This is a genomic window from Chitinophaga pollutisoli, assembly GCF_038396755.1.
Lineage (GTDB): Bacteria > Bacteroidota > Bacteroidia > Chitinophagales > Chitinophagaceae > Chitinophaga > Chitinophaga pollutisoli.
This window is the reverse complement of sequence record NZ_CP149822.1, coordinates 4,102,837-4,129,385: the sequence shown is the minus strand read 5'-3', so window position 1 is coordinate 4,129,385 and position 26,549 is coordinate 4,102,837. Positions and strand designations below refer to the sequence as shown.

Below are 26,549 nucleotides of genomic sequence, written 5' to 3'. Positions count from 1 at the left end.
TTAATTTTACAGCTTACTGAATTACTTTACCAAGATAATCATAACCAAAAAATAATTCAAACTACCGCATATGCAACCTTCACCGCTCACAGGTTTCAGTTCGGTTTGCGTGCATGCAGGCCATGAGCAGGACCCGAGATACGCGCACCTCACCCCCATTTACGCCTCTTCCACCTACGTATATGATTCCGCCGAACAAGGCATGCGCCGGTTCAGCGGGCAGGAAGACGGGTTTATTTACTCCCGCTGGGACTCGCCCAACTTCCGGGAAGCGGAAGCCAAAATTGCCGCCCTGGAAGCTTTCGGGCTTACCGGCCCCGACGGCTCGCCGCTTCAACTAAAAGCGAAGCTGCATGCCTCCGGGATGGGCGCGCTTTCCACGCTCTTCCTCGCCCACCTCAAAGCGGGCGACAAGGTGCTGTCGCATTACTCCCTTTACGGCGGCACCGAAGAGCTTTTCATGAAGATCCTCCCGCCGCTGGGGATCGAGGCCATCATCACCGACATGCGCGACCTGAACAAAACGGAAGACATCCTCCGCAACGATCCCTCCATCCGCATGATGTACCTCGAAACACCCGCCAATCCCACCCTGCGGTGCGTGGACCTCGAGGCCCTCATCGCCATGGCGCAGCAGCATAACCTCATCTCCGCGGTCGACAATACCTTTGCCACGCCCTACCTCCAGCAGCCGTTTGCTTTCGGGGCGGATTACGTCTTCCATTCCACCACCAAATTCCTCAACGGCCATGGCACCGCGATCGGCGGCGTGCTTATCGGGCGCGACGTGGAGCGGATGAGCGGACCGGTGGAAAAAGTGCACCGCCTCCTCGGCGCCAACTCCAACCCTTTCGACGCATTCATGCTCACGCAAGGCATCAAAACCCTGGAAGTGCGCATGGAAAGGCATTGCCATAACGCCATGGAAGTTGCCGGATTCCTCGACGGGCACCCGGCCATCGCTAGCGTCAATTACCTCGGCCTGGCAGACCACCCGGATTTCATGATCGCCTCCCGGCAGATGAAACATCCTGGCGCCATGCTGAGCTTTGAACTGAAAGGCGGGCTGGAAGCCGGCAAAAAGTTCATCGACAAACTGCAGATGTGCCTCCGGGCCGTGAGCCTCGGCACCACCGACACACTCATCTGCCACCCCGCTTCGATGACCCATTACAGCGTTCCGAAAGAACTGCGCGAAAAATACGACATCACCGACGGCCTCATCCGCATGAGCACCGGCCTCGAATCGGTGACCGACATCCTGAACGATCTTGACCAGGCCCTGGCATAAACCGCTAAAATTCAATGATGATTACGATCCGAAAAGCAGAAAGAAAAGATTGCGCCCGCATGATGGACCTGGTGCGCGAACTGGCTTTATACGAAAAAGCACCCGAACAAGTCACCGTTGACCTCAGCCATTTTGAAGAATCGGGGTTCGGGCCTAATCCGGTATGGTGGGCGTTTGTAGCAGAAGAAGACGGCGTTATCGCCGGCATGGCGCTCTATTACATCCGCTACTCCACCTGGAAAGGCCAGCGCATGTACCTGGAAGATATTGTGGTGACCGACAGCCACCGCGGTAAAGGCATCGGCAAGTTGCTGTTCGACCAGCTGCTGGTGGAAGCGCGCGAGAAGAAATTCTCGGGGATGATGTGGCAAGTGCTGGACTGGAACGAGCCCGCCATTAACTTTTACAAGAAATACGACGCCAAATTCGATCCGGAATGGCTGAACGTCAGCATCGACCTCTGAGTGGGTGAAGGCATAAAAAAACGTCCCGGTACGATGGTGCCGGGACGTTTTTTTTGTCAGCTGAGCATGTTCACTGTTTCTCGAACACTAATTTCTCTGGCAGCCGGGTTCCGTTGGCAGGGAAAAATCTTCCGATGGTGAAGGATTTTCCGTCTGCCGCCATTTTAAAATAGAATTTCTGGTCGTTGTTGCGGAAAAGGATGCTGTCGCCCTCTATCCGGTAGAAATACAAACCAGATAATACGGGGTAGCCTGCATCTGAGGGCATTTGCCGGAATTGGAAATAGAAGCTGTTATCGGCAGGGAGATCGGCGCCGCCGGGAGGATGATCTTTGAAGATGATAGTCTCTTTTTTCTCCGTGTTTTCCAACCAGCGCGGCCCTTCGTCCGAATTGCTTTTTTGCACGCCGCGATAACCGCAAGGGCTACGATGCTGCATAATACGACGTATTTCCGCATAGGGAGTGTTTTATACCCGTAAAACGACCGCAATATGTTTTTAGTTACAGTTTCCGCTTATTTAACCGCCAGTTCCAGGGTGTCAGACACGCCGTCGGTGGCTGCCGTTTTATCGATTTTAGCGATAAGGCCCTGGAGCACTTTACCGGGGCCAACTTCCGTGAACCGGGTTGCGCCGTCGGCCACCATGGCTTGCACGCACTGGGTCCATTTCACGGCGCCGGTGAGCTGGGTGATGAGGTTTTGTTTGATTTCCGCGGGATCGGTCACGGCTTTGGCCACCACGTTCTGGTAAACGGGGCAGTTGGGCGTGTTGAAGGCGATGGATTCGATGGCCGCCTGCAGTTCGGATTGGGCGGGAGCCATGAGGGGCGAGTGGAAGGCGCCGCCTACGGCGAGTTCCATCACGCGTTTGGCGCCTGCGGCTTTGAGCAGCTCCATGGCACGGGCGATGCCGGTTTTGGTACCGGAAATCACCAGCTGGCCGGGACAGTTATAGTTGGCGGGCACCACGGTATCGTCGGTAATGGTGGCGCAGATTTCTTCCACTTTGGCATCGTCGAGCCCGAGCACTACGGCCATGGTAGACGGCGTGATTTCACAGGCTTTCTGCATAGCGTTGGCGCGGATGGAAACGAGCTTCAGCGCATCGGTGAATCCGAGGGCCCCGTTGGCCACCAGGGCGGAGAATTCGCCGAGGGAGTGGCCGGCCGTCATATCAGGACGGGCGTTTTCCAGGCAGAGGAACCCGATGACGCTGTGCAGGAACACGGCGGGCTGGGTTACTTTGGTTTGTTTGAGGTCGGCTTCGGAGCCTTCAAACATCACGTCGGAGATCCGGAATCCAAGCAGTTCATTGGCTTGCCCGAAGAGATCGCGGGCTTTGGGGCTTTGTTCATAAAAAGCCTTGCCCATACCGGTAAATTGTGCTCCCTGACCGGGAAAAACGAATGCGTGCTTCATTGATATGATTAATTATCAGATGGCAAATATATATAAAAAATTATGGTTTAACCCAGCTTGCATATAGCCGGGTTAAACCATAGGGAAATTGAAATCAATATGGTAGCGGTCTTTTAGCGGCGCCCCATCAGGTCGGACCCGATGAGTTTCATGAATTCGGCACGGGTGGTACCGTCTTCGAACTGGCCGCTGAAAGCGGAAGTGGTGGTCACGGAATTTTGCTTCTGCACGCCCCGCATCATCATGCAAAGGTGTTGCGCCTCAATGACAACGGCCACGCCCTGCGGCTGCAGCGTGTCCTGGATGGCGTCCAGGATCTGGTGGGTGAGGCGCTCCTGTACCTGGAGGCGGCGGCTGAAGATGTCCACCACCCGGGCGATTTTGCTCAGGCCGGTGATGAAGCCGTTGGGAATATACGCTACATGCGCTTTCCCGAAGAAAGGCAACATATGGTGCTCGCACATGGAATACAGTTCGATATCTTTCACGATCACCATTTCGCTGTATGCTTCGGTGAATTTCGCGCCGTTCAAGACTTCTTTCGCATCGAGCTGGTAGCCCTGCGTGAGGAACTGCATGGCTTTGGCCACGCGCTCCGGCGTTTTCAGCAGTCCTTCCCGGTCCGGATCTTCGCCCAGCAGGGAAATGCTTTCGCGGTAATGCTCCACCAATCCTTCCGTCACCTTTTCGTCGTACAGTTCTTCCTTCTTGTAAGCCATGGCTTGCAGTATTTTATTGGTTATTTCCCGCCGTAATATTCCACGTAGATCTTGGAAGTTTCGTGCAGCTTGATGCAGTGCAGCTGAACGGTTCCGGGGAGATGTTTTTCGAGTTGTTCCCAGATGGCGATGGCCACGTTCTCGGCGGAGGTGAATTTATCTTTCATGAAATCCACATCCATGTTGAGGTTTTTGTGGTCCATCTTCTCCACCACCACATCGTTGATCAGGACGCCTAACGTTTTGGCGTTGAATACAAAACCGGTTTCCGGATCAGGTTCGCCCTTCACGGTTACATGCAGTTCATAATTGTGCCCATGCCAGTTGTTGTTGGCGCATTTGCCGAAAACTTCCTGGTTCTGCTCCTTGCTCCACTGCGGATTGTACAACTTGTGCGCCGCATTAAAATGCTCGACGCGCGTCAGATAAATCATTTGTGCTTGGTAAATTTCTGCAAAGTTAAAGCAATTCGACGAAAACGTACCTTTATGGGATGAAACTGATCGTAGCCGCCGCCACGGAGGCGGAAATCCAGCCCACAACAGCCTGGCTGCAGGAATCGGGAAGAAAGGACGTGGAAATACTTATTACCGGCATCGGCGGCTTCAGCACCGCTTACGCCCTGGGAAAGCGGCTTTCGGCCAACAAACCCGCCCTGGTGGTACAAGCCGGCATCGCGGGCGCCTTCAGCCGGGACTTGCCCCTGGGCCAGGCCGCCCTGGTGGAAAAAGAATACTTCGCCGACCTCGGCGCGGAAGACAACGGCCAGTTCCGCGACCTCTTCCACATTGGCCTCTGGAAACATGATCAGCACCCGTTTACGCATGACTATTTATTGAATCCGTTTGAAAGGGTTCCTGACAGTCTCGCGCACCTCCCCCGCCTCACGGCCGTTTCCGTCAACACCGTCAGCGGTGAGGCCGCCACCATCGAAAGACTGGAACGGCAATACCAGCCGGGGCTCGAAAGCATGGAAGGCGCCGCCCTGCATTACGCCTGTCTCCTGGAAAACGTCCCTTTCTTGCAGCTGCGCACCGTTTCCAATTATGTGGAACAGCGCGACAAAAGCAAGTGGGACATACCTTTAGCCGTGCGCAACCTCAACGGCCTGCTGCGGCAAACGATCCTGGAATGGAATAATGAACGATAAAAAAGAAAGATATATGCAACTGAGCTTAGGATTTTCGCCCTGCCCGAACGATACGTTTATCTTCGACGCGCTGGTGAATGGAAAGATCGACACGGAGGGATGGCAGTTCGACACCCGGCTGGAAGACGTGGAAACCCTCAACCAATGGGCCCTCCAGGGCAAACTGGATATCACCAAACTGAGTTTCGCCGCCGGCCTCCGCGTGGCCGACAAATACCGCCTGCTCAACAGCGGCAGCGCGCTCGGCCGGGGCTGCGGCCCACTCCTCATCGCCCGGGAGCCCCTTTCGCCCGAACAAATCAATTCGCTGAAAATCGCCATCCCCGGCGAAAATACCACCGCCAACCTCCTCTTTTCCATCGCTTATCCCGATGCAAAAAACAAGGAAATCATGGTGTTCTCAGATATCGAACAGGCGGTAATCTCCGGCAAGGCCGACGCCGGCGTCATCATCCACGAAAACCGGTTCACCTACCAGCAGAAAGGCCTTGTGAAAATCACCGACCTCGGCGCGTTCTGGGAAGAAAAAACCGGCCATCCCATCCCCCTCGGCGGCATCTTTATCCGCAAAGACATCCCCGAAGCCACGGCCCAAAAAATCGACGCGCTGATCGCCAACAGCCTGCAATTCGCGTTCGGCAACTACCCCGCCCTGGCGCCATATGTCAAGGAACATGCCCAGGAAATGGACGAACAAGTGATGCGGCAGCATATCGAACTGTATGTCAACGACTTCAGCATGGATTTAGGCGAACAAGGCCACAAAGCGATTGAAGTGCTGAAGCAAATGGCTTCCCTGTAAAAGCGGGACATGACTAGTACGGTTACAGTACGGTATCCCTACTAAGTCTCTACTGCACCCATGCGGATGCCCTGCCGGCAACAAAAAAGGCGCATGCTTCAACAGTATGCGCCTTTTTTGTGGCTGCCGGAAGCTCAGGGCTTCAGTGCTTTCCCATAAACCTCCAGCGCCCGCCTGCGGGCCATCTCATGATTTACAATGGGTTGCACGTATTGGAGCCCATCGATTTCGGGCACCCAACGCCGGATGTATTTTCCTTCCTTGTCGAATTTCTGCGCCTGTAGCGTAGGATTGAACACCCGGAAGTAAGGCGCTGCATCGCAACCCGAGCCAGCCGCCCATTGCCAGCCGCCGTTGTTGGCGGCCAGATCGTAATCCAGGAGCTGCTTCGCGAAATACGCCTCGCCCCAGCGCCAGTCGATCAGCAGGTGCTTTGTGAGAAAGCTCGCCACCACCATCCGCACGCGGTTGTGCATGAATCCGGTTGCATTCAGCTCGCGCATGCCGGCGTCCACGATGGGGTAACCTGTTAGCCCCTCGCACCAGGCATGGAATTCACTTTCGTTGTTCCGCCACTGTATTTTGTCGTATTCTTTCTTGAAAGATGCATGCACCACTTCCGGAAAATGCCAGAGGATCATCTGGTAAAACTCCCGCCAGATCAGCTCATTGAGGAACGTCTCATTTAATCGCATGGCTTTGCGCGCCAGCTCCCGGATACTCACCGTGCCGAACCGCAGGTGCACGCTCAACCGGCTGGTGCCCTGCATGGCAGGATAGTCGCGGGTTTTATCGTAATGCTGTATCAATGCGTCTTCCGGATCGGGAGGCGGGAAATCGTGACGGGTAGTTTCGAAGCCGATATCAGGAAGCGTGGGCACAGGGCGCTCCTCCTGCAGGTGGAAATATTCAAAATACTTTTCCGCAGGATAGGATTTGAGAAAAAAGGCTCCAGCGCCGCCTTCCACTTGCGGCTGTACGGCGTGAACACCGTATAGGGTGCACCGTTATCTTTCAACACTTCCCCTTTTTCAAAAATCACCTGGTCTTTGTACGTCTTAAAACCGATCCCCTGACCGCCCAATTGCGCCGCCATGGCCTCGTCGCGCTGCCGGGCGTAGGGCTCGTAGTCGTGATTGGCATACACGCCCGCTACCTCGTACACTTCCGTAAAATGGCGGAACGCCGCGGCGGGCGTGCCATGATACACATGCAGCGTGCTTCCCATCTTCAGCAACCGCGACTGCATCACCGACAGCGCATCGTGAATGAACTGCAGCCTGCGGTCAGCACGGCTATCCAGGTCGTCGAGGATATCGGTGTCGAAAATGAATGCGGGCACAACGGGGAACCCGCTGCGGAGCGCGTGGTATAATGCCGCATTGTCGTGCAGGCGAAGGTCCCGGCGGAACCAGCAGATAACTACTTTCATATACTCGGTTTAAATCCCGGCTGCGGGAACCCCGGCGGTAAGTATCAATACCAGATGGAAACACGAATATACGGCGATAATCACCATGCAGATTTGTTACGGAACGATGACGCCGCCTTTCTTCGTCAGCACTTTCTTCATTTTCCGGTGCAGGCTGTCGAAAAGATGAATGATGTATTCATCGGCATGCGGCTGGAATTTCGGCTGGGCGAGGAATTCGCTGAATAACTTCGGGTTGCGGTGCAGCTCTTCGATCTGTTTGAGCAAGCCGGGCATGCTATCAGGACCGTTGTAGAAAAGGATGGCGTCTTTATTCAGCACCTCCGGCTCGGGATTGTTCAGCCCGCCCCAGTACACGGGAATGGTATTGCTGCGGATGGCCTGGAACACCTTTTCGGTGACATACCCTTCCCGGTCGGTATTCTCCGGACAGATATTGAATTTATACTGCCCGATGAAGCGCGCCTTGTCGTCTTGGAATTCATCCTGCAGGGCGTTGGTGTTGTTGAGGTACCTGCCCCCGCTGTCGACCCGGTCGATCGTGCTCATGGCGTGGAAGAGGATGGTCCGAAGTTTTCCTTTATCGTGGCTGCACACGAGCGAGGCGAATTTCCTTTCGTTGTCGGGGCAGTAATTGGTGACGAATTCCGCCAGTTCTTTCCGGATGGAAGCTGGTGTGGAATCGGGTTCGAAGAAATATTCCAGCCAGATGGGGAAACGCTGGTACTGATCGGTGTCGGCATAATCGAAAGCGATGGCGATATCCGCGAACTTTTTGCATTGATCGAGGAAATCGGGGAAACGCTTCACGTTTTCGCCGGTATAGAACATTTTGATATGGCTCTTGCTGAGCTTGAGTTTGCGCTTTGGCCCGAACACAGATCCGATCAGCAGGGTGTTGTCCGGCGTTACCAGGTCGCGGAAATGGTGCATAACATAGCGGTAATGCCACAGTTCCTGCAGGTTGGTGGGATAGAAGTTCAGTACTTCGATGTTATTCTCGTCGGGGAGAAACTTGTAGTTGACATAGGGCCTGTACAGTCCGGTATAAATCAAGAGATCTCTGATGGTCATGTATATCGAAGTTGGGAAGTCTGGCTTAAAGAAATATTATCCTGCGTTATCGCGTCTGCAAAGATAGTTCAAAAGTGGCGTATGTCTCCTGCAATCCCCTACAGCATGGATTCGAACAGCAGTTCATGGAGGATGGCGGAGGTGGCGTTGCCGTAGGAAGTATCTCCAAACTCCCCTACCCACTTGATGCCATAGATAGCGTTGGTCAGGAAGATCTCATCGGCGGTTTGCAAATCGCCCACTGTGAGCGGCCGCTCGGAGATCGGGAACTGGAAGCCGGCGGTAAGCAGGTGTTTGCGCATAACGCCGCAAACACAGCCTTCGGTGAGCGGCGGCGTGAAAATCTCACCGTCTTTCACCACGAAAACATTCGCTACGGTTGTATCGGCAACCCGGCCGTACTGATTCAGGAGGACTGCCTCCGAAACCTGGTGCTGCCGGGCATACATGGCGGCCAGTACATAGGGCAGGCAGTTATTGGATTTAACGTTACCGAGCTTGTCGGCGGATTTGATGGCGTCGGGGAAAACGGTCATCGACAGCCCGGCGCTGTTAAGTTCGAAGATGTGCTCCGGCAGTTCCCAGGACTGGATGAGGAAATGCGGGGTATGATCTACCGGGTCGTACAATCCCGTGCCGGCGCGCCAGACGGTGAGGCGCACACGGGCCAGCTCCGCCACGCTATTGGCGCGACAGAGCTGGACGATGAGCTCGGTAAAATATTCTTTCGTGAAATGCGGCGGTATGTGGAAGTGCAGGATATGCAGGCTGGCAATCAGGCGCTCGAAATGGAGGTCGGCCAGCAGGAGCTGCCCCCGGTATACTTTCATGGTTTCAAAACAGCCGTCGCCATACCTGAAACTACGGTTATCGACGGTGAGCAACGGTTTGCCGGCCGCCATGAATCTTCCGTTGTAACACAATTGCATGCCCTAATTTACGATTATAATACCATTTCCGGAATATCCCCTTCCACGACCAGCCGGCCGGCTGTTTTGGCTTTAATTTCCTCGACGCTCACGCCCGGCGCGCGTTCCAGCAGGCGGAAGCCATCGGGGGTTACATCGAGGACGGCTATTTCGGTAACGATTTTCCGGACGCAGCGCACGCCGGTCAATGGCAGGGAGCATTGCGGCAGGAGTTTGCTTTCGCCCTTGGGATTGGTGTGCATCATGGCCACAATGATGTTTTTGGCCGAAGCCACGAGGTCCATAGCGCCACCCATGCCTTTCACCATTTTCCCGGGTATTTTCCAATTGGCGATATCGCCGGAGTCGGATACTTCCATGGCGCCCAGCACGGTGAGGTCTACCTTCCCGGCGCGGATCATGCCGAAGCTTTCAGCGGAGTCGAAGAAGGCGCCCCCCGGGAGGATGGTTACCGTTTCCTTCCCGGCGTTGATCAGATCGGGATCAATGCCTTCTTCTGTAGGATAAGGCCCCATACCCAGCATCCCGTTTTCGGATTGCAGCATGATGGAAATCCCCTGCGGAACGAAGTTGGATACCAGCGTGGGAATGCCGATCCCCAGGTTTACATACATCCCGTCGCGCAATTCCTGCGCGATGCGTTTGGCAATGCCATATTTATCGAGAGCCATAGGAAAATCAGATTTTGACAGTTTTTCTTTCGATGCGTTTTTCGTAATCGCGTCCCTTGAAGATGCGGTGGACGTAAATCCCGGGAACATGTATGGCGTCCGGGTCCAGCTGGCCGGGTTCCACCAGTTCTTCCACTTCCGCGATGGTGATGTTGCCCGCCCTTGCCATGGAGGTGCTGAAGTTGCGGGTGGTTTTGCGGAAAACGAGGTTCCCCATCAGGTCGCCCTTCCAGGCTTTCACGATGGAGAAATCGGCATGAAGCGCCATTTCCATGAGATAATCCTTATCCCCGAAGCGCCGGGTTTCTTTCCCTTCCGCAATCTCGGTGCCGAAGCCCGCGGGGGTGAAAAATGCCGGGATGCCCATGCCGGCCATGGCGATCCTTGTGGCGAGGGTGCCCTGTGGAATGAGGTCCACTTCCAGTTCGCCCGACAATAATTGCCGTTCGAACTCGGCGTTCTCGCCCACGTAGCTCGCCATCATCTTTTTAATCTGTCTGGTTTTCAGCAGTAATCCCAATCCAAACTCGTCTACCCCCGCGTTGTTGGAGATACACGTCAGGTTGCCGGTGCCCTTGCGCACAAGGGCCGCGATACAGTTTTCCGGGATGCCGCACAGGCCGAATCCGCCGAGCATGAGGGTAGCGCCATGGGGGATATCGGCTATCGCCTCGTCGGCGTTTGCAACGATCTTGTTCATCTTGGCTGTTTTGGTGTCTATAACGTCAGAATATATTCAGCTTCAGGCTGTCGGGCACGGGCCAGAACAGAGAATCCATCCGGGTGCGGCCGGTCTTTCTCAGCTCACGCTCCATCCGGGCCTTATCCGTGGAATCGATTACTTCGCGCTTGCGCTTCACGATTTCGCCCATTTCTTTATAAATCGCCTCGAGCCGGTCGGGGTGCGATTCATAAAACTGCCAGCTTTTCATGAAGGTTTCGCGGTTCGTATTATGTAACATCAGAATCTGGGCGTAGAAGGTTTTAACGGCGGAATCGCGCGTGGCTTCGTTCATGTCGGCGGGGCTCCGGCCTTCCGGCACCTGCTCGCGGGCATAAACGTCCGCATAGTTCATATCCAACAGAATATCGCGCATTTCATCCTTCCCCAATACACCGCTGGGTGTACGGTCCGCTTCTCCGCATGCTGCCAGGCAAAGGGCGATAAAAAGGACGCCTGCCGTCTTACTCCATTTCTTCATAGTCGTATTTACTTCATTTGCTGGTACTTGTTGGCATTGGGCACATCGAGGACAGACAACATCTGGATGGCCCGCATCTTCTCCTGCGGCGGCGCCTTGGCGAACAGTTTCATCAGCTCGTCGTTCTTGGCGTTGAAAAAGCTCTGCATCACCATGGAATTGGGTTGGTCTTCGTGGATGCCCATGAGCATGTTCAGGCAATTCATCACCGCGGCGCGGCCTTTGTTCATATCGTCGTACATCTGGTCGAGCCCCAGGCGGTGATAGGTATACATCACGTCGTGGAAGCGCGCGAATTTGACGTTCAGGAGGTTGTCCTGCAGCCAGTAGCGGTTCCTGTTGCCTTCGAACGCCTTCCACCCCGAAACGTCCTTGCCGTCGGGGGCGTTATTCACAATATTAAGGGCTTTTTTAAAATAATTGTCGCCGCCCCTGGGGGAAAAGCTATCGTAATCCAGGCCGAGGATGATGTAGCAATAGTACGCCACAACGGCCGTGAGATTGGATGCCAGGGGATCGTTCCCCGAGATCCGTTGCTCGTTGAACTCCATGGGCTGGAACTCCACGTAGCGGAAAACGAGGTTATTGTCCTGTATGTTGAGGATGCTGGAATTGTAGTTGGTGTTGTAGACGGGGCGGGCAGCCTGTACGGTGAGGCTGGCGCGGTAGGTGTTGTTCCCCAGGTCTTGTGTGACGTTGAGGAGGAAATTACATTCGATACGCTCGCCCTGGGTGAATGCATCGTCGGTCCACCGCCGGCCGTTGATGAACTCGTTGAGGGCGGTCTGGAGGGTGTTGAAGATGCGTTTTTCCACGTTGGTGCCGAGTTGCGCGGCCTGCACGGAAACGTTGGCGCGGAATTCCTGGGCGCGGGCGGCAAGGGATGCCACCAAACAGAGGCAGAAAGCGAGAAGGTGTTTACCCATGTTGCATGTCGATTATAGCCGAAACGATTTCCCTGGCAGCTTCCTGCTTGGATTGCAGGGGGAGCTGGTTCTCCTGCCCGTTGGCCCGGAGGAGGGTGATTTTGTTGGTATCGTAGTTGAACCCGGCACCGGGGTCGTTCAGGGAGTTGAGGACGACCATGTCCAGGTTTTTATCGTTCAGTTTTTTGAGGGCGTATTCGCGTTCGTTGTTGGTTTCGAGGGAGAAGCCGACGAGGAGCTGGTGGCTTTGCTTGGAAGCGCCGAGGGCGCGGGCGATGTCGGCCGTTTTTTCCAGTTCGAGATTCATTTCGTCATCTTTCTTCTTGATTTTCTTATCGGCGACAGAGCGCGGGCGGTAGTCGGCAACGGCGGCGGCCATGACCATGATATCGGCCTGGGGGGCGAAAGCGGTGCAGGCATCGAACATTTCGGCGGCGGTCACTACTTTTTGGGTGGTAACGCCGGCGTGGCGGGTTTCTTTGGGCGTGGGACCGAGCACGAGGTGGACGGTGGCGCCGGCTTCGGCGAGGGCTTCGGCGATGGCGATGCCCATTTTACCGCTGGAGTGGTTGGAGATGAAGCGCACCGGGTCGATGGGTTCCTGGGTGGGCCCGGCGGACACGAGGGCGGTTTTGCCTTTGAGGGGCTGGCCTTCGGGGCGGCCGGTAAAGAAGGTGTAGAGGTAAGAAACGATGGCTTCGGGTTCGGCCATCCTGCCTTCGCCGAAGAGGCCGCTGGCCAGTTCGCCCCGGTGAACGGGCAGCTGGCGGTGGCCGTAGCTGAGCAGTTTGGCGACGTTGGCTTTGGTGGCGGGATGGAGCCACATATCTTCGTCCATCGCGGGTGCGAAGAGGACGGGGCAGGTAGCGGAAAGGTACACGGCGAGGAGGAGGTTATCGCAGATGCCGTTGGCCATTTTGGCGATGGTGTTGGCGGATGCGGGGGCGATGAGCATGACGTCGGCCCACCGGCCGAGCATGACGTGGTTGCTCCAGCTGCCATGTTCTGAGATATGGACGCCGACTTCCTGTTTGGAGAGGGTGGCGAGGGTGAGGGGCGTGATGAACTCGCAGGCGGCGGGGGTCATGAGCACCTTCACCTGGGCACCTTCTTTGACGAGGAGGCGTACGAGGAGGGCGGCTTTATAGGCGGCGATGCTGCCGGATACGCCCAGTAGGATCTTCTTTCCTTGTAACATCTGGCAAAATAAAAGCGGCAGAACAACGATATTCTGCCGCTATGAAATTAGTATTTTTCACAAATACGCAACGGATCAGGAGTACAGATCGTCGTCGTTTTTGCGGAAATAGATCTTATTGTCCAGGAATTCCTGGGTTGCCTGAATAGCGGAGTTAGCCATTCTTTCGTAGAAACGGGAGATTTCGATCTGCTCTTTGTTCTCGTGCACTTCTTCCAGGTTATCCGTGTGGGAGGCGAATTCTTCCAGTTTGGAGTGGAGTTCTTCCTTCACGGTAATGTTGATCTGGTTTGCCCTTTTGGCAATAATGGCAATGGACTCGTACAGATTACCGGTTCTGTTCTTGATGTCAGTCGTGTTTTTAGTCTCAACCCAGGGGTTCAGGCTACTGGACAGACTCCGTTTTATTTTGCTCATTTTCCAGCGTTTTAATGTTATTTTTTGCTAAGGTATAATATTTTTCGGCATCCCCGCGCAATTTACTGGACGGGTAACGGTCGTTGAATTCCATGTATTCGTTTACGACGGTTTCGTAACGTTCTTTCTGGCGGTAGGGTACGCTGTTTCTGGCGTACTGGAAATAGGCCTTGATGGCCATGTATTTGTAGCTATCGCTTTTATCGGAGTCGGGATAGGCGCGCATGAGGCTTTTGAAAGCAACGCCGGAGGCTTTATAGTGACCTAGGTTGTAATAAAGTTCGGCTGCGTTATAGTCTTTCTGTTCCAGTTTCCGGCGGAGATTGTCGATCACCACGGAAGCTTCGGTCACTTTTTCCGACTGGGGGTATGTATTAATGAAGGTTTGCATGTCGGCAATGGCCTTCATGGTATTGGTTTGGTCGAGGGGGACTTTGGGGGAAAGTTTATAATGGCTGTAGGCTTTCATGTAGTCGACTTCCTCGGCGCGGGGGCTGCTAGGCAGTGCGTCAAGGTAGTTTTTGAAGTGGAAGCCGGCCTGGGTATAATCTTTCAGGTAGTAAGAGCAGTAGGCGTACTTGTAGTACAGGGGCTCGAACTTGTCTGTGCCTTTGAATACGGGGATCATTTCCTCATATAAGGTCTGAGCCATCTGGTACTTCTTCTTCTCGTACATTTTGTCGGCGTAGGCCAGCTTCTTGTCCAGGTCATTGCTTTTTTCAATGCGCCGGAGTTCCCTGTTGCAGGAAGCGGAAGCGAGCGTAAGGGCCACGAGGCCAGTAAATAAGAAAATTTTCCTCATAAAAAAGAATCGCAAAGGTACGAATTAAAAGCAAAATCCTGTAAGGGCATAATTCGCGGCCGTTAAAATTTTGTAAAAATGGCTTTTCCAGCGCCGTAGCGGGTTTTCAACACCGAAAGCAGGGTTATGAACATTTTTTCCACATCACCCTCCCATTATCCACAACCCACATCCTCCCATCAGGCTTAAATCCGCCACCACGGGCAAATGCCTCGTGTGGAAAAAATATAGAATACATTTTTTCGGTTAAAAGTGGGAAAAAGTGTTATTTTGTGTTAGAAAATGGTAATCAGGTATTAAACCGAAGCATGACGGGCTTTTTAGGTGAATATGAATCAACGCTGGACGCAAAAGGGCGCTTCCTGCTCCCTGCCGGGTTTAAACGGCAGCTGCAAGAAGATGCCGGGACCCAGTTTGTGCTGAACCGCGGCTTCGAAAAGTGCCTGACCCTGTATCCGATGAGCGAATGGAATCCTATCCAGGAAAAAATTGCCAAGTTGAACGATTTTGATCCGAAAGTTAGGGAATTCCGCCGCTATTTTCTGAACGGGGCCACCATTGTGGAACTGGACAGTGCCGGCCGTCTCAACATCCCGAAAAACCTGGCGGCGCACGCGGGGCTCGATAAAGACATCGTGCTTGCTGCGGCCAACAACAAGATCGAGATCTGGGACAAGGCCAAATACCAGGAGTTCTTTGATAATTTTTCACCGGAAGCCTTCAGCAATCTGGCCCAACAGGTCATGTCGCCCGACGGGGGCCAAATCCCCGGACTGTAAAAACGGCAAGCATGGAAGCAGGTTTCTATCATCAGCCGGTCCTTCTCCAGGAAGTGATCGAACACATGCAGATCAAGCCCGACGGCCTGTATATCGACGCCACATTCGGCGGCGGCGGCCATTCCCGGGCGATCCTGCAGCAGCTGGGCCCACAGGGCAGGCTGATTGTGTTCGACCAGGACGAAGACGCCTACCGCAACCGGATCCCGGACGAACGGGTGACGTTTGTCCGCGAGAATTTCCGGCACCTGGAACGCTTTTGCAGGCTGCATAAAGCGACGGGGGCCGACGGGCTGCTCGCCGACCTCGGGGTGTCCAGCTATCAGTTTGACACGGCCGAACGCGGGTTTTCCACCCGGTTCGACGGCGCGCTGGATATGCGGATGGACAACCGGGCAAAGCTCACCGCGGCGGATGTGCTCACCACCTATTCCGAATCGCGGCTGCTGACCATCTTTCAGGACTATGGCGAGGTCACCAATTCCCGCACGCTGGCCAAAACCATCGTGCAGCTGCGTAAGGCCCATCCCCTCCGGACCATCGCGGAGTTCAAATCGCTGATCCAGCCCATCGTCAAAGGCAATCCCGCCAAATACCTCGCGCAGGTCTTCCAGGCGCTGCGGATCGAGGTGAACGACGAGCTGGGGGCGCTGAAAGACCTGCTGCAGCAATCCACTGCGGTTCTGAAACCGGGAGGCCGGTTGTCGATCATTACCTTCCATTCGCTGGAAGACAGGCTGGTGAAGAACTTTATGAAGAACGGCAGTTTTGAGACGGTGGATGAAAATCCGTATTCCTTCGAAACCCCGCCGAAAGTATTCCGCCTGGTCACGAAGAAGCCGGTAACGGCCGCCGACGCGGAACTGAAGACCAACCCCAGGAGCCGGAGCGCCAAACTGCGGGTCGCAGAAAAGATATAATAAGTTACTTCCATCCTATCCCCTTTTACCGAAAACATCGACAGCATCATTGAATCGCTAAACACGTAAAGGTTTGCAGGAAGAAGTAAAAGACATATCAGCGGAAATACCGCAGGAGAGCACCCCGGAAACGCCCCGGAGGGAATGGCGGTTGCGGATCAACTATCGCATGATCACCGACAACCTTCCTTTCATCCTCTTCCTCGCCGTGGTGGCATTGGTATATATCGCCAATAATCACCTCGCCGAGAAGAAGATCATCCGGATCAACCGGCTGAGCCGAGAGATCAAGGAACTGAAATGGGAATACCTGAGCGTGAAAAGCGAATTGATGTTCAGAAGTAAACTCAGTGAAGTGAGCAAAGCCGTGGAACCCCTCGGCCTCAAGGAACTCAGCACCCCGCCCCAACGGATCGCACCGAAGGAGCAAAACAATAACGAGCAATAGGATTTCACACCGATACTGATTCTAACCCGGCAAATGGAGATTAAAAAAGACATATTATGGCGGTCGTATCTATGCCTCATCGGCATGGGCATATTCGCGGTCGCCATCGTCGGAAGAGTGGTTTTCCTCCAGCAGGTGGAAGGCAACTACTGGCGCAATATGTCCGACAGCCTCCACACCGCCTACATGGACCTCGACGCCGACCGCGGCACCATCTATTCTGAAGAGGGCCGCATGTTATCCACCTCCATTCCCTATTTCGACATCCGGATCGACTTCAAAGCCGACGGCCTTCGCGATAAAAAGAAGAACTACTTCAAGGAAAACGTCGATTCCCTTTCCCGCGCCCTCGCCAACCTGTTCATGGACCGCTCCGCCGCCGAGTATAAAAAGATATTACAGGAAGGATATAAGGACAAAGACCGCTATTTCCTCCTCAAGCGCGACATCCGCTTCGACCAGTACCAGCAACTCCGGGCCTTCCCCCTCTTCCGTCTCGGGCGCAACAAGGGCGGCCTGATCGTGGAAACGAAGAACAAGCGGATCAACCCCTTCAAACTGCTCGCCAACCGCACCATCGGCCTGGCCCGTACGAATTCCCAGAACGTAGGGCTGGAAAACACCTACGACGAATGGCTCAGCGGCGTCACCGGCAAGCGCCTCATGCGCAGGATCGCCGGGGGTACGTACATGCCTGTGGAAGGATACGACATCGAGCCGGAAAACGGGAAAGACGTGATCACCACCCTCGACGTGAACATGCAGGATATCGTGGAAACCGCCCTGATGCGTATGATGGTCCAGAACGAATGCGTGCACGGCACCGCCATCCTCATGGAAGTGAAAACCGGCAAGCTCAAAGCCATCGCCAACCTGGGCCGCCAGCCCGACGGCAGTTACTGGGAAGACATGAACCATGCCATCCAGAAAGGCGAGCCCGGCTCCACTTTCAAACTGGCCACCATGATCGCCCTGCTGGAAGACGGATACATCACGCCCAACACCATGGTGGACCTGAACTACGGCCGCTGGCCCATCAACCGCCGGGTGGTATATGATTCCGAACCGCACCACCTCACCAACGTAACCGTCAAACATGCGTTCGAGCGCAGCTCCAACGTAGCGATGGCCAAGCTGGTTTATCAATATTACCAGAAGAAGCCGAACGAATTCTCGGCCCATCTCCGCAAACTCGGTCTTGACGCCCCCACCGGCGTAGACCTCGTTGGCGAAGGCAAACCGATGATCAAGACCACGGCCAACAAAAGCTGGAGCGCCACCACCCTGCCATGGATGGCATTCGGGTATGAAGTGACGCAAACGCCCCTGCACACCGCCATGCTGTACAACGCCGTGGCCAACGGGGGCAAAATGATGAAGCCCTACCTGGTGAACAGCATCCAGGAATACGGACAACCAGTGAAAAACTTCGAGCCCACAGTAGTGATGGACAGCATCTGCTCTTCCCGCACCCTGGCCGCGTTGAAAGACATGCTCGAAGGCGTAGTGCTGAAAGGCACCGCCACCAAGCTGCAGACACCTTACTACCGCTTCGCCGGCAAAACCGGCACCGCGCTGATCGCGGATGGCAAGAGAGGATATGCCGACAAGATCTACCAGTCGTCGTTCGCGGGCTATTTCCCGGCCGACGATCCGCAATACACCTGCGTGGTGGTGATCCGGAACAAGCCCCACGCCGCCAAATTCTATGGCGGATCGGTAGCGGGGCCCGTGTTCCGCGAAGTGGCGGACAAACTGTACGCCCTCGCGGTGAAAAAGCCCCGCAACCTGGCGGGCGCCGTTGGCGGACTGGATTCGTCGATGGCCATGAAAGGCGGAAAAGGAAGTGAATGGAGAAGCGTAGCCGCCACGCTGGGCCTGCCTTACAACGGTCCGCTCACCAGCAGCAACTGGGTAAGCGCCGATGTGAAAGGGAATAAACTGGCTTTCGAACCGGTGAAACAACAAAGCGGCACCGTTCCCGATGTGAAAGGAATGGGGCTGAAAGATGCGCTTTACCTGCTGGAAAACGCAGGGTTGCGGGTCGTCATCCGCGGAGCGGGTAAAGTTACGACGCAGTCGTTGCCCGGCGGTACCAACATAGGAAAAGAACAAACGATCATAATAGAACTGAGTTGATGCAGATATGAAGACGTTGCGGGACATATTATACCAGGTTCAGATCCTGGACGTACATGGCAATAACGACATTGCCATTCATGCGTTACATATAGACTCGCGCCAGGTGAAAACCGGCGACGTGTTCATCGCCATCCGCGGAGTGGCGGCCGACGGCCATGCCTATATCTCCAAAGCGGTGGCGCAGGGCGCTGCCGCCGTGATCTGCGAAACGCTGCCGGAGGTAACAGCTCCGGATGTGTGTTACGTACTGGTAGGCAGCAGCCACCAGGCCGCTGGCATCATGGCCGGCAACTTCTACGACAATCCTTCGCGGAAGCTGAAACTCGTGGGCGTTACGGGTACCAACGGCAAAACCACAGTGGCCACGCTCCTCTTCCGTTTGTATACCGCGATGGGGCATCATTGCGGATTGCTGTCCACCGTGCAGAACCAGATCGGCGAGCGCATCGTGCCTGCCACGCATACCACGCCCGACCCCATCCACCTGAACGCCCTGCTGGCGGATATGGTGAACGACGGCTGTGGCTATGCCTTTATGGAAGTCAGCTCCCACGCCATCCACCAGCAACGCATCGCAGGATTGCAGTTCGCCGGCGGCATCTTTACGAATATTACCCACGATCATCTTGATTACCACAAGACGTTCGACGAATACATCCGGGTGAAGAAATCGTTCTTCGACAACCTTCCCGCCACCGCATTCGCCCTCACGAACCTCGACGACAAGCGGGGCAACGTGATGCTGCAGAACACTAAGGCCCGCAAAGCCACGTACAGCCTGCGCACCATGGCCGAATTCAAAGGGAAGATCCTGGAGAACAACCTCACCGGGCTGGTGATGCAGATCGATGCGAAAGACGTGCACTTCCGCCTTATCGGCGAATTCAACGCCTACAACCTGCTGGCCGTGTATGGCGCGGCGGTGTTGTTGGGGGATGATAAAGACAGCGTACTGGCGGCGCTCAGCAACATTCAGGGAGCGGAAGGGCGGTTCGATTACATCGTTTCGAAAAACGAGCGCATCATCGGGATCGTAGACTACGCCCATACGCCCGACGCGCTCCTCAACGTACTCACCACCATCAAAAACCTCCGCCAGGGACATGAGCAGATCATTACCGTGGTAGGTTGCGGCGGCGACCGCGATACCACCAAACGCCCGGTTATGGGGGAAGTGGCGGCCGAGCATTCGGACAAAGCCATTTTTACGAGCGACAATCCGCGTTCGGAAGACGCCGCGGCCATCATCCGCGAAATGGAAGCCGGCGTGAACGTGACCCAGCGCAAGAAAACGCTGTCGATCACCGACCGCCACGAAGCCATCAAAACGGCCGTAAGCCTTGCCAAGCCGGAGGATATCATCCTCATTGCGGGCAAAGGGCATGAAAAATACCAGGAGATCCACGGCGTAAAGCATCCGTTCGACGACAAACAGGTGCTCCGGGAATTGCTGGAAATGTTTGACAAATAGAAGATCACGACCAATTATATGTTATACTATCTGTTCACTTATCTTAAAAACGAGTTCAACTACACCGGCACCGGGATGTGGCAGTTCATCACGTTCCGCGTAACCATGGCGCTGTTGCTCTCGCTCGTGATCTCGCTATTGCTGGGTAAGCGCATCGTGAGATACCTGCAGCGCAAACAGATCGGCGAAACCATCCGCGACCTCGGGCTGGCAGGCGAACAGACCAAGAAAGGTACCCCCACCATGGGCGGCCTCATCATCCTTTCCGCCATTGTGATCCCCACCCTGCTCTTTGCCAGGGTGATGAACGTATACATCCTGCTGATCCTGCTTTGCACCATCTGGCTGGGGCTCATCGGGTTTATCGATGATTACATCAAAGTTTTCAAAAAGAATAAAGAAGGGCTGGCGGGAAGATTCAAGATCCTCGGCCAGGTAGGCCTCGGGCTGATCGTAGGCACCACCCTGTACTTTAATAACAACGTGGTGATGAGCCGCGAGATCATGGACGGAAAAAAGCTGGCGCCCAATGAGAAAGTGGTGAGCAATGAGCGCGTAACGCCCGACGGCCATCGTTTCGTGGACGTAAAAACGCCCATCACCACCATCCCCTTCGTCAAAAACCACGAGTTCAATTATAGCAAGCTCATCTCCTGGATACCCGGCGGCGAGAAGTTCACGTTCGTGATCTACATCCTCATCGTGATCATCATCATCACCGCAGTGTCCAATGGGGCGAACATTACCGACGGGCTCGACGGGCTGGCGACGGGCGTATCGGCCGTGATCGGTGTTTGCCTGGGGATCTTCGCTTACATCAGCGGCAACATCCAGTTCGCGGAGTACCTGAATATCATGTACATCCCGAACCTGGGCGAGCTGTCGATCTTTATTGCCGCATTCGTGGGGGCCTGCGTCGGGTTTCTGTGGTACAACGCTTACCCTGCCCAGATTTTCATGGGTGATACGGGGAGCCTCGCGCTGGGAGGCATCATCGCTTCGCTGGCTATTATCGTACGGAAAGAACTGCTCATCCCGATCTTCTGCGGCGTATTCCTGGTGGAGAACCTCAGCGTGATGATCCAGGTAGCATACTTTAAATATACCAAGCGCAAATACGGTGAAGGCCGCCGCGTGTTCCTCATGAGCCCGCTGCACCACCACTACCAGAAGCTCGGCTACCACGAAAGCAAGATCGCTGTGCGCTTCTGGATCGTAACGATCATGTGCGTGGTATTCGCCATCGCTACTTTGAAAATGAGATAATAAAAACGGATGCATAAACTCGTCATACTCGGAGCCGGAGAAAGCGGCATTGGTGCGGCCCTGCTGGGAAAAAAGCAGGGATACGAGGTTTTCGTGTCCGACGGCAGCGCCATCAAAGACCTGTACAAACAGGAACTGGCCGTGAACCACATTCCTTTCGAAGAAGGGCACCACTCCTGGGATGTGATCCTCGGGGCCGACGAGATTGTGAAATCGCCCGGTATCCCGGAGAAGACGGAACTGATGAAAAAAGTGCGCGAGCGTGGCGTAAAAGTGATTTCAGAGATTGAGCTGGCATGGCGCTGCAGCAAAGACGCGAGCAAGGTGATCGCCATCACCGGCAGCAACGGAAAAAGCACCACCACGGCGATGACGCATCATATTTTCAAAACCGCCGGACTCAACGCCGCGCTGGTGGGGAATATCGGTGTGAGCTACGCCAAACAGGTGGCCACCGACCCCGCAGATTATTATATCGTGGAAGTGAGCAGCTTCCAGCTCGACGATATCGTGGACTTCAAGCCCAACGTAGCCATCCTCCTGAACATCACCCCCGATCATCTCGACCGGTACGATTACAAGATGCAGAACTACGTGGAAAGCAAATTCCGCATCGCGATGAACCAAACGAAAGAAGACTATTTTATATACTGTATAGACGACCCGGTAATCCGGGAACATTTGGCCAAGAAACCCATTTATTCTACAACAATACCTTTTAGCATTATGGAACAATTGAAAGAAGGTGGATTCATAGCGAACGACCAGCTGAACATTCAGGTGAATGAAGAAGAACCAGTAATCATGTCGATGTACGATCTGGCATTAAAAGGTAAGCATAATCTGTATAATTCGATGGCAGCAGGGATTGCAGGCCGCACGATGGATATCCGGAAAGAAAAGATCCGGGAAAGCCTCAGCACGTTCTCCAGCCTGGAACACAGGATGGAATACGTAGCCACCGTGCGCGGAGTGGACTTTATCAACGATAGCAAAGCCACCAACGTGAACAGCGTATGGTTCGCCCTGGAAAGCATGGAGCGGCCCGTTATCCTGATCATGGGCGGCGTGGACAAAGGAAACGATTACGATGCCATTCGCGAACTGGTTCGTGAGAAAGTGAAAGCGATCGTTTGCCTGGGCGTAGACAACCGCCCCATTCATGAAGCACTGTCCAAAGACATGGAAGTGATGGTGAATACCGACAACATGCACGACGCTGTTAGCCAGGCGTTTAACCTGGCCAGCAAAGGTGACGTGGTATTACTCTCCCCCGCCTGCGCGAGCTTCGACCTCTTCAAAAATTATGAAGAAAGAGGCCGCAGCTTTAAGGACGAAGTGAGGGCACTCTAACAATAAAAAACGGAACATCGTGAACAACCTGCTTCAAAAGACGAAAGGCGACAAGGTGATATGGACGATCGTGTTCTTCCTGTCTGCGGTAAGCTTACTGGCTGTTTACAGTTCTACAGGCTCTTTGGCATACCGCGTTTACAGCGGGCATACGGAATACTACCTGTTCAAGCAGCTGTCGGTATTGATCCTCGGGATTCTCATCATTTATTTCGCCCACCGGGTGAATTACACGATTTATTCCCGGGTGGCGCAGATCGGATTTTTGTTATCCATCCCGCTGCTGGTGTATACGCTGGCTTTCGGCTCGAATTTCAACGATGCGAGCCGCTGGATCAGGCTGCCGGTGATCAACCTCACGTTTCAGACGTCGGACATTGCGAAGCTCGCCTTGTTCATGTACGTGGCGCGGCAGTTGTCGAAGAAACAGGGAGTGATAGAGGATTTCAGGAAAGGATTCCTACCGATCATTCTGCCGGTGGCGATTATTTGCGGGCTGATCATGCCCGCGAACATGTCGACCGCCCTGTTGCTGGGCGCCAGCTGCATGCTGTTGTGTTTCATCGGCCGGGTGCCGTTGAAATTCCTTGCGGGCATGGTGGCGGCGGGCACGGTGCTGGTGGTGCTGATGTTCGGGATCGCGAAGCTCACAGGCATGGAAGGGCGTACCAAAACATGGCTCAACCGTATTGAGAGTTTTACGTCAACCGAATCGCATGAAGAGCCCTACCAGGTGCAGCAGGCGAAGATCGGGATCGTGAACGGAGGATTGCTGGGAAAAGGGCCCGGAAACAGTACGGCAAGAAATTTTCTTCCGCACCCGTATTCCGATTTTATTTTTGCGATAATTCTTGAAGAGTATGGTATCTTTGGCGCCTTTTTGGTGATGGCCGCTTACCTCATTTTACTCCTCAGAAGTATCCGGATTTTTAAGAATTGTCCGTATGCCTTCGGCGCGTTCCTGGCACTGGGCCTGAGCGTAACATTGGTGATACAGGCGTTGATGCACATGGCAGTGAACGTGAACCTATTACCCGTAACGGGATTGACGTTGCCGCTGGTAAGTATGGGCGGGTCTTCGGTGATCTTCACCAGTTTATCCATCGGCATCATCCTCAGCGTATCGCGGCATGTGGAAGAAGCGGAACAAAAACAAGCGGTAGCTGCGCAGGCAGCGGCTGCATAATCATATAAATCATTTTGAATTTGGCACACAGGATTATCATAGCAGGGGGCGGAACCGGGGGGCACATCTTCCCCGCGATCGCCATCGCCAACGCCATCCGCAAGATCGAAGCGGATGCGGACATCCTGTTTGTAGGCGCCATCGGAAAAATGGAAATGGAGAAAGTGCCCCAGGCAGGGTATCCCATCGAAGGCCTTGAGATCGCCGGCTTCAACCGCAGCAATATCTTCAAAAATATACTGCTGCCCTTCAAGCTGCTCAAAAGCCTCCGCCAGGCGCGCAACATCCTCCGCCGCTTCCAACCGGACGCGGTCGTGGGCGTGGGCGGCTATGCCTCCTTCCCCATCCTGCGGAAAGCGCAGAAAATGGGCATTCCCAGCCTCATCCAGGAACAAAATTCCTATGCGGGCAAAAGCAATAAAATCCTCGGCAGGAAAGCCAACGTCATCTGCGTTGGCTACGAAGGCATGGATGCCTTCTTCCCCGCCGATAAAATATTATACACCGGCAACCCCGTGCGCGGGTCCATCACACAGAGCGCCGTCACCAAAGAAGAGGCCATGCGCCACTTCGGCCTCATGATGGGCAAGCCTACCGTATTCGCCGTGGGCGGAAGCCTGGGAGCAAAATCTATTAACGAAGCCCTCCTGCCCCATCTGGCGGATTTCGTGAATAAAGATGTGCAGCTGATCTGGCAGACTGGAAAGTTGTTTTACGAAACCGCCAAAGCCGCCGCAGCGCCTTACGCCACGCATGTCAAAGTCTTCGACTTCATCAACGTCATGGACTTTGCCTATAAAGCGGCCGACGCCGTCATCTCCCGCGCAGGCGCCCTCGCCATCGCGGAGCTGTGTGTGGCGCAGAAACCCGTGATCTTCGTGCCCTACCCGTTTGCGGCCGAAGACCACCAAACTAAAAACGCGGAGAGCCTCGTGCACAAAAACGCCGCCCTGCTCATCCCGGACGCCGAAGCCGGCGCAAGGCTGGCCAACGAAGCCCTGAGCCTGGTGCAGAACAAAGCGCTCATGCAACAACTCGAAACCAATATCGCCCCCCTGGGCAACAAAAACGCAGATATGACCATCGCCCGCGCTGTGCTCGGGCTGATAAAATAACAGGATGGATTTGAACAAATTACATAGGATCTATTTTGTAGGCATCGGAGGCATCGGCATGTCCGCCATCGCTCGCTACTTCAACGAAAAAGGAGTAACCGTGAGCGGGTACGACAGAACCTCCACCCAACTTACGCAACAACTCGAAGCGGAAGGCATCCGCATTCATTATACCGACGACATTTCGCTCATCGACCGGGAAGCGCAGCTGGTGGTGTACACCCCGGCCATTCCGGCCTCCATGACCGAACTCGCGTACTACCGTGAAAATGGTTACGAAGTGGTGAAACGCAGCGACGTGCTCCAGGAAATCACCCGCTCGCTCTTCGCCATCACCGTGGCCGGCACCCATGGCAAAACCACCGTGTCCACCATGATTGCCCACCTGCTCCGCGACTCCGGTTACGGCTGCAACGCCTTCCTCGGCGGCGTGAGCGCCAATTACGGGAAAAATTTCTGGTCGAGTGAAAAGCAAGTCGCCGTCATCGAAGCCGATGAATACGACCGCTCGTTCCTGAAGCTGAGCCCGGACATCGCAGTGCTTACCGCCATGGACCCCGACCACCTCGATATCTACGGCACCGCCGAAGAAGTGGAAAAAGCATTCATTCAATATACCACCAACATTAAGCCGAACGGTACACTGCTGGTGAAACACGGCCTGCACCGCGGCTCGGAGCTGAAAGGCGACAACCGCCTGGATTACAGCCTGCAGAACGATGCTGCCGACATCTACGCCACCAACATCCGGCTGGATGATGGCGGATATGAGTTCGACGTGGTGCAGCAGGATTGGATGATCGACAACGTGCAGCTGCGTATCGGCGGCATGCACAACGTGGAAAACGCCGTGGCCGCCATTTCCGTGGCGCATATCCTCGGCATATCGAATGATAAAATCCGCAGCGCGGTGGCTTCCTTCAAAGGTATCCGCCGGCGTTTCGAATACCTGGTAAAGCGCGACCGGCATGTGTATATCGACGATTACGCGCATCACCCCGAGGAGCTCCGCGCCCTCATCACGAGCGCCAAGACGTTGTTCAGGGGCAAAAAATGCACGGTGATCTTCCAGCCGCACCTCTTCTCCCGCACCCGCGATTTCGCGGACGGATTCGGGGAAACGCTGTCGCTGGCCGACGAAGTGATCCTCCTCCCGATCTACCCCGCGCGCGAGCTCCCCATCGAAGGAGTGACCACGCAGATGATCGCCGACAGGATTAAAGGACCGGATGTAAGGATTATGGACAGGGACGCAGTGCCGGCATGGATCGAATCGCATCCCGCGGAACTGCTGATCACCGCAGGGGCCGGAGACATCGATCTGCTGCGGGAACCATTGAAAGACATTATAAACAAACAATAATAAACAT

Annotated in this window: 29 protein-coding genes; 14 read left to right on the top strand and 15 right to left on the bottom strand. The window is 54.8% G+C overall.

Features of this window, described 5'->3' with window-relative positions; genetic code table 11:
* Window positions 1-70 precede the first annotated feature (70 nt).
* The gene (locus WJU16_RS17345) at window positions 71-1,291 is read left to right on the top strand and encodes an aminotransferase class I/II-fold pyridoxal phosphate-dependent enzyme (RefSeq protein ID WP_341834720.1); all 1,221 of its coding nucleotides are present in this window, start codon (window positions 71-73) and stop codon (window positions 1,289-1,291) included.
* A gap of 14 nt (window positions 1,292-1,305) precedes the next feature.
* Window positions 1,306-1,755 carry a GNAT family N-acetyltransferase gene (locus WJU16_RS17340; RefSeq protein WP_341834719.1) on the top strand — a complete coding sequence of 150 codons (450 nt, stop codon included), beginning with the start codon at window positions 1,306-1,308 and terminating at the stop codon, window positions 1,753-1,755.
* Between the two features lie 70 nt (window positions 1,756-1,825).
* Here the strand turns inward: WJU16_RS17340 and WJU16_RS17335 are convergent, their stop codons facing one another.
* From WJU16_RS17335 to WJU16_RS17320, 4 genes are all read right to left on the bottom strand, one after another.
* A complete protein-coding gene (locus WJU16_RS17335; RefSeq protein ID WP_341834718.1) occupies window positions 1,826-2,194 on the bottom strand; it encodes a hypothetical protein in 369 nt (122 codons plus the stop codon).
* Between the two features lie 77 nt (window positions 2,195-2,271).
* Complete coding sequence (gene fabD / locus WJU16_RS17330; RefSeq protein WP_341834717.1) at window positions 2,272-3,177, bottom strand: ACP S-malonyltransferase; 906 nt, start codon at window positions 3,175-3,177, stop codon at window positions 2,272-2,274.
* Between the two features lie 113 nt (window positions 3,178-3,290).
* Window positions 3,291-3,896, bottom strand: coding sequence for a GTP cyclohydrolase I FolE (gene folE / locus WJU16_RS17325; RefSeq protein ID WP_341834716.1), 606 nt, complete (start codon window positions 3,894-3,896; stop codon window positions 3,291-3,293).
* A gap of 20 nt (window positions 3,897-3,916) precedes the next feature.
* Complete coding sequence (locus WJU16_RS17320) at window positions 3,917-4,330, bottom strand: 6-carboxytetrahydropterin synthase (RefSeq protein WP_341834715.1); 414 nt, start codon at window positions 4,328-4,330, stop codon at window positions 3,917-3,919.
* Window positions 4,331-4,389: 59 nt separating this feature from the next.
* On the opposite strand from WJU16_RS17320, the gene mqnB reads away from it, so the two are divergent.
* Window positions 4,390-5,046 carry a futalosine hydrolase gene (mqnB, locus tag WJU16_RS17315; RefSeq protein ID WP_341834714.1) on the top strand — a complete coding sequence of 219 codons (657 nt, stop codon included), beginning with the start codon at window positions 4,390-4,392 and terminating at the stop codon, window positions 5,044-5,046.
* A gap of 13 nt (window positions 5,047-5,059) precedes the next feature.
* Window positions 5,060-5,848, top strand: a complete 789-nt coding sequence (locus WJU16_RS17310; protein ID WP_341834713.1) for a 1,4-dihydroxy-6-naphthoate synthase — start codon at window positions 5,060-5,062, stop codon at window positions 5,846-5,848.
* A 134-nt stretch (window positions 5,849-5,982) separates the two neighbouring features.
* Here the strand turns inward: WJU16_RS17310 and WJU16_RS17305 are convergent, their stop codons facing one another.
* From WJU16_RS17305 to WJU16_RS17255, 11 genes are all read right to left on the bottom strand, one after another.
* Complete coding sequence (locus tag WJU16_RS17305; protein ID WP_341834712.1) at window positions 5,983-6,729, bottom strand: deoxyribodipyrimidine photo-lyase; 747 nt, start codon at window positions 6,727-6,729, stop codon at window positions 5,983-5,985.
* On the bottom strand, window positions 6,654-7,280 hold the full coding sequence (locus tag WJU16_RS17300; protein ID WP_341834711.1) for a deoxyribodipyrimidine photo-lyase: 627 nt from the start codon (window positions 7,278-7,280) through the stop codon (window positions 6,654-6,656). The genes WJU16_RS17305 and WJU16_RS17300 overlap by 76 nt, the downstream gene beginning before the upstream one ends.
* Window positions 7,281-7,376: 96 nt before the next feature.
* Complete coding sequence (locus WJU16_RS17295; protein ID WP_341834710.1) at window positions 7,377-8,354, bottom strand: glycosyltransferase family 10 domain-containing protein; 978 nt, start codon at window positions 8,352-8,354, stop codon at window positions 7,377-7,379.
* Window positions 8,355-8,452: 98 nt separating this feature from the next.
* Window positions 8,453-9,283 carry an aminotransferase class IV gene (locus tag WJU16_RS17290; RefSeq protein WP_341834709.1) on the bottom strand — a complete coding sequence of 277 codons (831 nt, stop codon included), beginning with the start codon at window positions 9,281-9,283 and terminating at the stop codon, window positions 8,453-8,455.
* Window positions 9,284-9,297: 14 nt separating this feature from the next.
* Window positions 9,298-9,954, bottom strand: coding sequence for a 3-oxoacid CoA-transferase subunit B (locus WJU16_RS17285; protein ID WP_341834708.1), 657 nt, complete (start codon window positions 9,952-9,954; stop codon window positions 9,298-9,300).
* Between the two features lie 7 nt (window positions 9,955-9,961).
* Window positions 9,962-10,654, bottom strand: a complete 693-nt coding sequence (locus tag WJU16_RS17280; protein WP_341834707.1) for a CoA transferase subunit A — start codon at window positions 10,652-10,654, stop codon at window positions 9,962-9,964.
* 25 nt (window positions 10,655-10,679) lie between these two features.
* Window positions 10,680-11,156 (bottom strand): DUF4296 domain-containing protein, encoded by a 477-nt coding sequence (locus tag WJU16_RS17275; protein ID WP_341834706.1) that lies wholly within the window; start codon window positions 11,154-11,156, stop codon window positions 10,680-10,682.
* 8 nt (window positions 11,157-11,164) lie between these two features.
* Window positions 11,165-12,082 (bottom strand): DUF4835 family protein, encoded by a 918-nt coding sequence (locus tag WJU16_RS17270; RefSeq protein ID WP_341834704.1) that lies wholly within the window; start codon window positions 12,080-12,082, stop codon window positions 11,165-11,167.
* Window positions 12,075-13,280 (bottom strand): bifunctional phosphopantothenoylcysteine decarboxylase/phosphopantothenate--cysteine ligase CoaBC, encoded by a 1,206-nt coding sequence (coaBC, locus tag WJU16_RS17265; protein ID WP_341834703.1) that lies wholly within the window; start codon window positions 13,278-13,280, stop codon window positions 12,075-12,077. The genes WJU16_RS17270 and coaBC overlap by 8 nt, the downstream gene beginning before the upstream one ends.
* 75 nt (window positions 13,281-13,355) lie before the next feature.
* Window positions 13,356-13,697: a DNA-directed RNA polymerase subunit omega gene (locus WJU16_RS17260; RefSeq protein WP_126247713.1), complete on the bottom strand. Its 342-nt coding sequence runs from the start codon at window positions 13,695-13,697 to the stop codon at window positions 13,356-13,358.
* Entirely contained in the window at window positions 13,666-14,499 is an 834-nt protein-coding gene (locus WJU16_RS17255) for an outer membrane protein assembly factor BamD (RefSeq protein WP_341834702.1), read from the bottom strand. The genes WJU16_RS17260 and WJU16_RS17255 overlap by 32 nt, the downstream gene beginning before the upstream one ends.
* A gap of 308 nt (window positions 14,500-14,807) precedes the next feature.
* Between WJU16_RS17255 and mraZ the strand changes: the two genes are divergently transcribed.
* The 10 genes from mraZ to murC all read left to right on the top strand — a co-directional run bounded on the left by mraZ (window position 14,808) and on the right by murC (window position 26,542).
* Complete coding sequence (mraZ, locus tag WJU16_RS17250; protein WP_341834701.1) at window positions 14,808-15,278, top strand: division/cell wall cluster transcriptional repressor MraZ; 471 nt, start codon at window positions 14,808-14,810, stop codon at window positions 15,276-15,278.
* Window positions 15,279-15,289: 11 nt separating this feature from the next.
* On the top strand, window positions 15,290-16,198 hold the full coding sequence (gene rsmH, locus WJU16_RS17245; RefSeq protein WP_341834700.1) for a 16S rRNA (cytosine(1402)-N(4))-methyltransferase RsmH: 909 nt from the start codon (window positions 15,290-15,292) through the stop codon (window positions 16,196-16,198).
* 73 nt (window positions 16,199-16,271) lie between these two features.
* Window positions 16,272-16,646 (top strand): FtsL-like putative cell division protein, encoded by a 375-nt coding sequence (locus WJU16_RS17240; RefSeq protein WP_341834699.1) that lies wholly within the window; start codon window positions 16,272-16,274, stop codon window positions 16,644-16,646.
* Between the two features lie 33 nt (window positions 16,647-16,679).
* A complete protein-coding gene (locus WJU16_RS17235; RefSeq protein WP_341834698.1) occupies window positions 16,680-18,785 on the top strand; it encodes a penicillin-binding protein in 2,106 nt (701 codons plus the stop codon).
* Between the two features lie 7 nt (window positions 18,786-18,792).
* A complete protein-coding gene (locus WJU16_RS17230) occupies window positions 18,793-20,259 on the top strand; it encodes a UDP-N-acetylmuramoyl-L-alanyl-D-glutamate--2,6-diaminopimelate ligase (RefSeq protein ID WP_341834697.1) in 1,467 nt (488 codons plus the stop codon).
* Window positions 20,260-20,277: 18 nt separating this feature from the next.
* On the top strand, window positions 20,278-21,525 hold the full coding sequence (mraY, locus tag WJU16_RS17225) for a phospho-N-acetylmuramoyl-pentapeptide-transferase (RefSeq protein WP_341834696.1): 1,248 nt from the start codon (window positions 20,278-20,280) through the stop codon (window positions 21,523-21,525).
* Between the two features lie 9 nt (window positions 21,526-21,534).
* Window positions 21,535-22,878, top strand: a complete 1,344-nt coding sequence (gene murD, locus WJU16_RS17220) for a UDP-N-acetylmuramoyl-L-alanine--D-glutamate ligase (RefSeq protein ID WP_341834695.1) — start codon at window positions 21,535-21,537, stop codon at window positions 22,876-22,878.
* Window positions 22,879-22,897: 19 nt separating this feature from the next.
* Window positions 22,898-24,064, top strand: coding sequence for an FtsW/RodA/SpoVE family cell cycle protein (locus WJU16_RS17215; RefSeq protein WP_341834694.1), 1,167 nt, complete (start codon window positions 22,898-22,900; stop codon window positions 24,062-24,064).
* A gap of 20 nt (window positions 24,065-24,084) precedes the next feature.
* On the top strand, window positions 24,085-25,179 hold the full coding sequence (murG, locus tag WJU16_RS17210; RefSeq protein ID WP_341834693.1) for an undecaprenyldiphospho-muramoylpentapeptide beta-N-acetylglucosaminyltransferase: 1,095 nt from the start codon (window positions 24,085-24,087) through the stop codon (window positions 25,177-25,179).
* Window positions 25,180-25,183: 4 nt separating this feature from the next.
* A complete protein-coding gene (murC, locus tag WJU16_RS17205; protein WP_341834692.1) occupies window positions 25,184-26,542 on the top strand; it encodes a UDP-N-acetylmuramate--L-alanine ligase in 1,359 nt (452 codons plus the stop codon).
* Window positions 26,543-26,549: the final 7 nt, after the last annotated feature.

Excerpts from the sequence above, each read along its gene's own strand:
- WJU16_RS17345 (WP_341834720.1), top strand. The coding sequence starts at position 71 with ATGCAACCTTCACCGCTCACAGGTTTCAGTTCGGTTTGCGTGCATGCA.
- WJU16_RS17340 (WP_341834719.1), top strand. The coding sequence starts at position 1,306 with ATGATGATTACGATCCGAAAAGCAGAAAGAAAAGATTGCGCCCGCATG.
- WJU16_RS17335 (WP_341834718.1), bottom strand. The coding sequence starts at position 2,194 with ATGCAGCATCGTAGCCCTTGCGGTTATCGCGGCGTGCAAAAAAGCAAT.
- fabD (WP_341834717.1), bottom strand. The coding sequence starts at position 3,177 with ATGAAGCACGCATTCGTTTTTCCCGGTCAGGGAGCACAATTTACCGGT.
- folE (WP_341834716.1), bottom strand. The coding sequence starts at position 3,896 with ATGGCTTACAAGAAGGAAGAACTGTACGACGAAAAGGTGACGGAAGGA.
- WJU16_RS17320 (WP_341834715.1), bottom strand. The coding sequence starts at position 4,330 with ATGATTTATCTGACGCGCGTCGAGCATTTTAATGCGGCGCACAAGTTG.
- mqnB (WP_341834714.1), top strand. The coding sequence starts at position 4,390 with ATGAAACTGATCGTAGCCGCCGCCACGGAGGCGGAAATCCAGCCCACA.
- WJU16_RS17310 (WP_341834713.1), top strand. The coding sequence starts at position 5,060 with ATGCAACTGAGCTTAGGATTTTCGCCCTGCCCGAACGATACGTTTATC.
- WJU16_RS17300 (WP_341834711.1), bottom strand. The coding sequence starts at position 7,280 with ATGAAAGTAGTTATCTGCTGGTTCCGCCGGGACCTTCGCCTGCACGAC.
- WJU16_RS17295 (WP_341834710.1), bottom strand. The coding sequence starts at position 8,354 with ATGACCATCAGAGATCTCTTGATTTATACCGGACTGTACAGGCCCTAT.
- WJU16_RS17290 (WP_341834709.1), bottom strand. The coding sequence starts at position 9,283 with ATGCAATTGTGTTACAACGGAAGATTCATGGCGGCCGGCAAACCGTTG.
- WJU16_RS17285 (WP_341834708.1), bottom strand. The coding sequence starts at position 9,954 with ATGGCTCTCGATAAATATGGCATTGCCAAACGCATCGCGCAGGAATTG.
- WJU16_RS17280 (WP_341834707.1), bottom strand. The coding sequence starts at position 10,654 with ATGAACAAGATCGTTGCAAACGCCGACGAGGCGATAGCCGATATCCCC.
- WJU16_RS17275 (WP_341834706.1), bottom strand. The coding sequence starts at position 11,156 with ATGAAGAAATGGAGTAAGACGGCAGGCGTCCTTTTTATCGCCCTTTGC.
- WJU16_RS17270 (WP_341834704.1), bottom strand. The coding sequence starts at position 12,082 with ATGGGTAAACACCTTCTCGCTTTCTGCCTCTGTTTGGTGGCATCCCTT.
- coaBC (WP_341834703.1), bottom strand. The coding sequence starts at position 13,280 with ATGTTACAAGGAAAGAAGATCCTACTGGGCGTATCCGGCAGCATCGCC.
- WJU16_RS17260 (WP_126247713.1), bottom strand. The coding sequence starts at position 13,697 with ATGAGCAAAATAAAACGGAGTCTGTCCAGTAGCCTGAACCCCTGGGTT.
- WJU16_RS17255 (WP_341834702.1), bottom strand. The coding sequence starts at position 14,499 with ATGAGGAAAATTTTCTTATTTACTGGCCTCGTGGCCCTTACGCTCGCT.
- mraZ (WP_341834701.1), top strand. The coding sequence starts at position 14,808 with ATGACGGGCTTTTTAGGTGAATATGAATCAACGCTGGACGCAAAAGGG.
- rsmH (WP_341834700.1), top strand. The coding sequence starts at position 15,290 with ATGGAAGCAGGTTTCTATCATCAGCCGGTCCTTCTCCAGGAAGTGATC.
- WJU16_RS17235 (WP_341834698.1), top strand. The coding sequence starts at position 16,680 with ATGGAGATTAAAAAAGACATATTATGGCGGTCGTATCTATGCCTCATC.
- WJU16_RS17230 (WP_341834697.1), top strand. The coding sequence starts at position 18,793 with ATGAAGACGTTGCGGGACATATTATACCAGGTTCAGATCCTGGACGTA.
- mraY (WP_341834696.1), top strand. The coding sequence starts at position 20,278 with ATGTTATACTATCTGTTCACTTATCTTAAAAACGAGTTCAACTACACC.
- murD (WP_341834695.1), top strand. The coding sequence starts at position 21,535 with ATGCATAAACTCGTCATACTCGGAGCCGGAGAAAGCGGCATTGGTGCG.
- murC (WP_341834692.1), top strand. The coding sequence starts at position 25,184 with ATGGATTTGAACAAATTACATAGGATCTATTTTGTAGGCATCGGAGGC.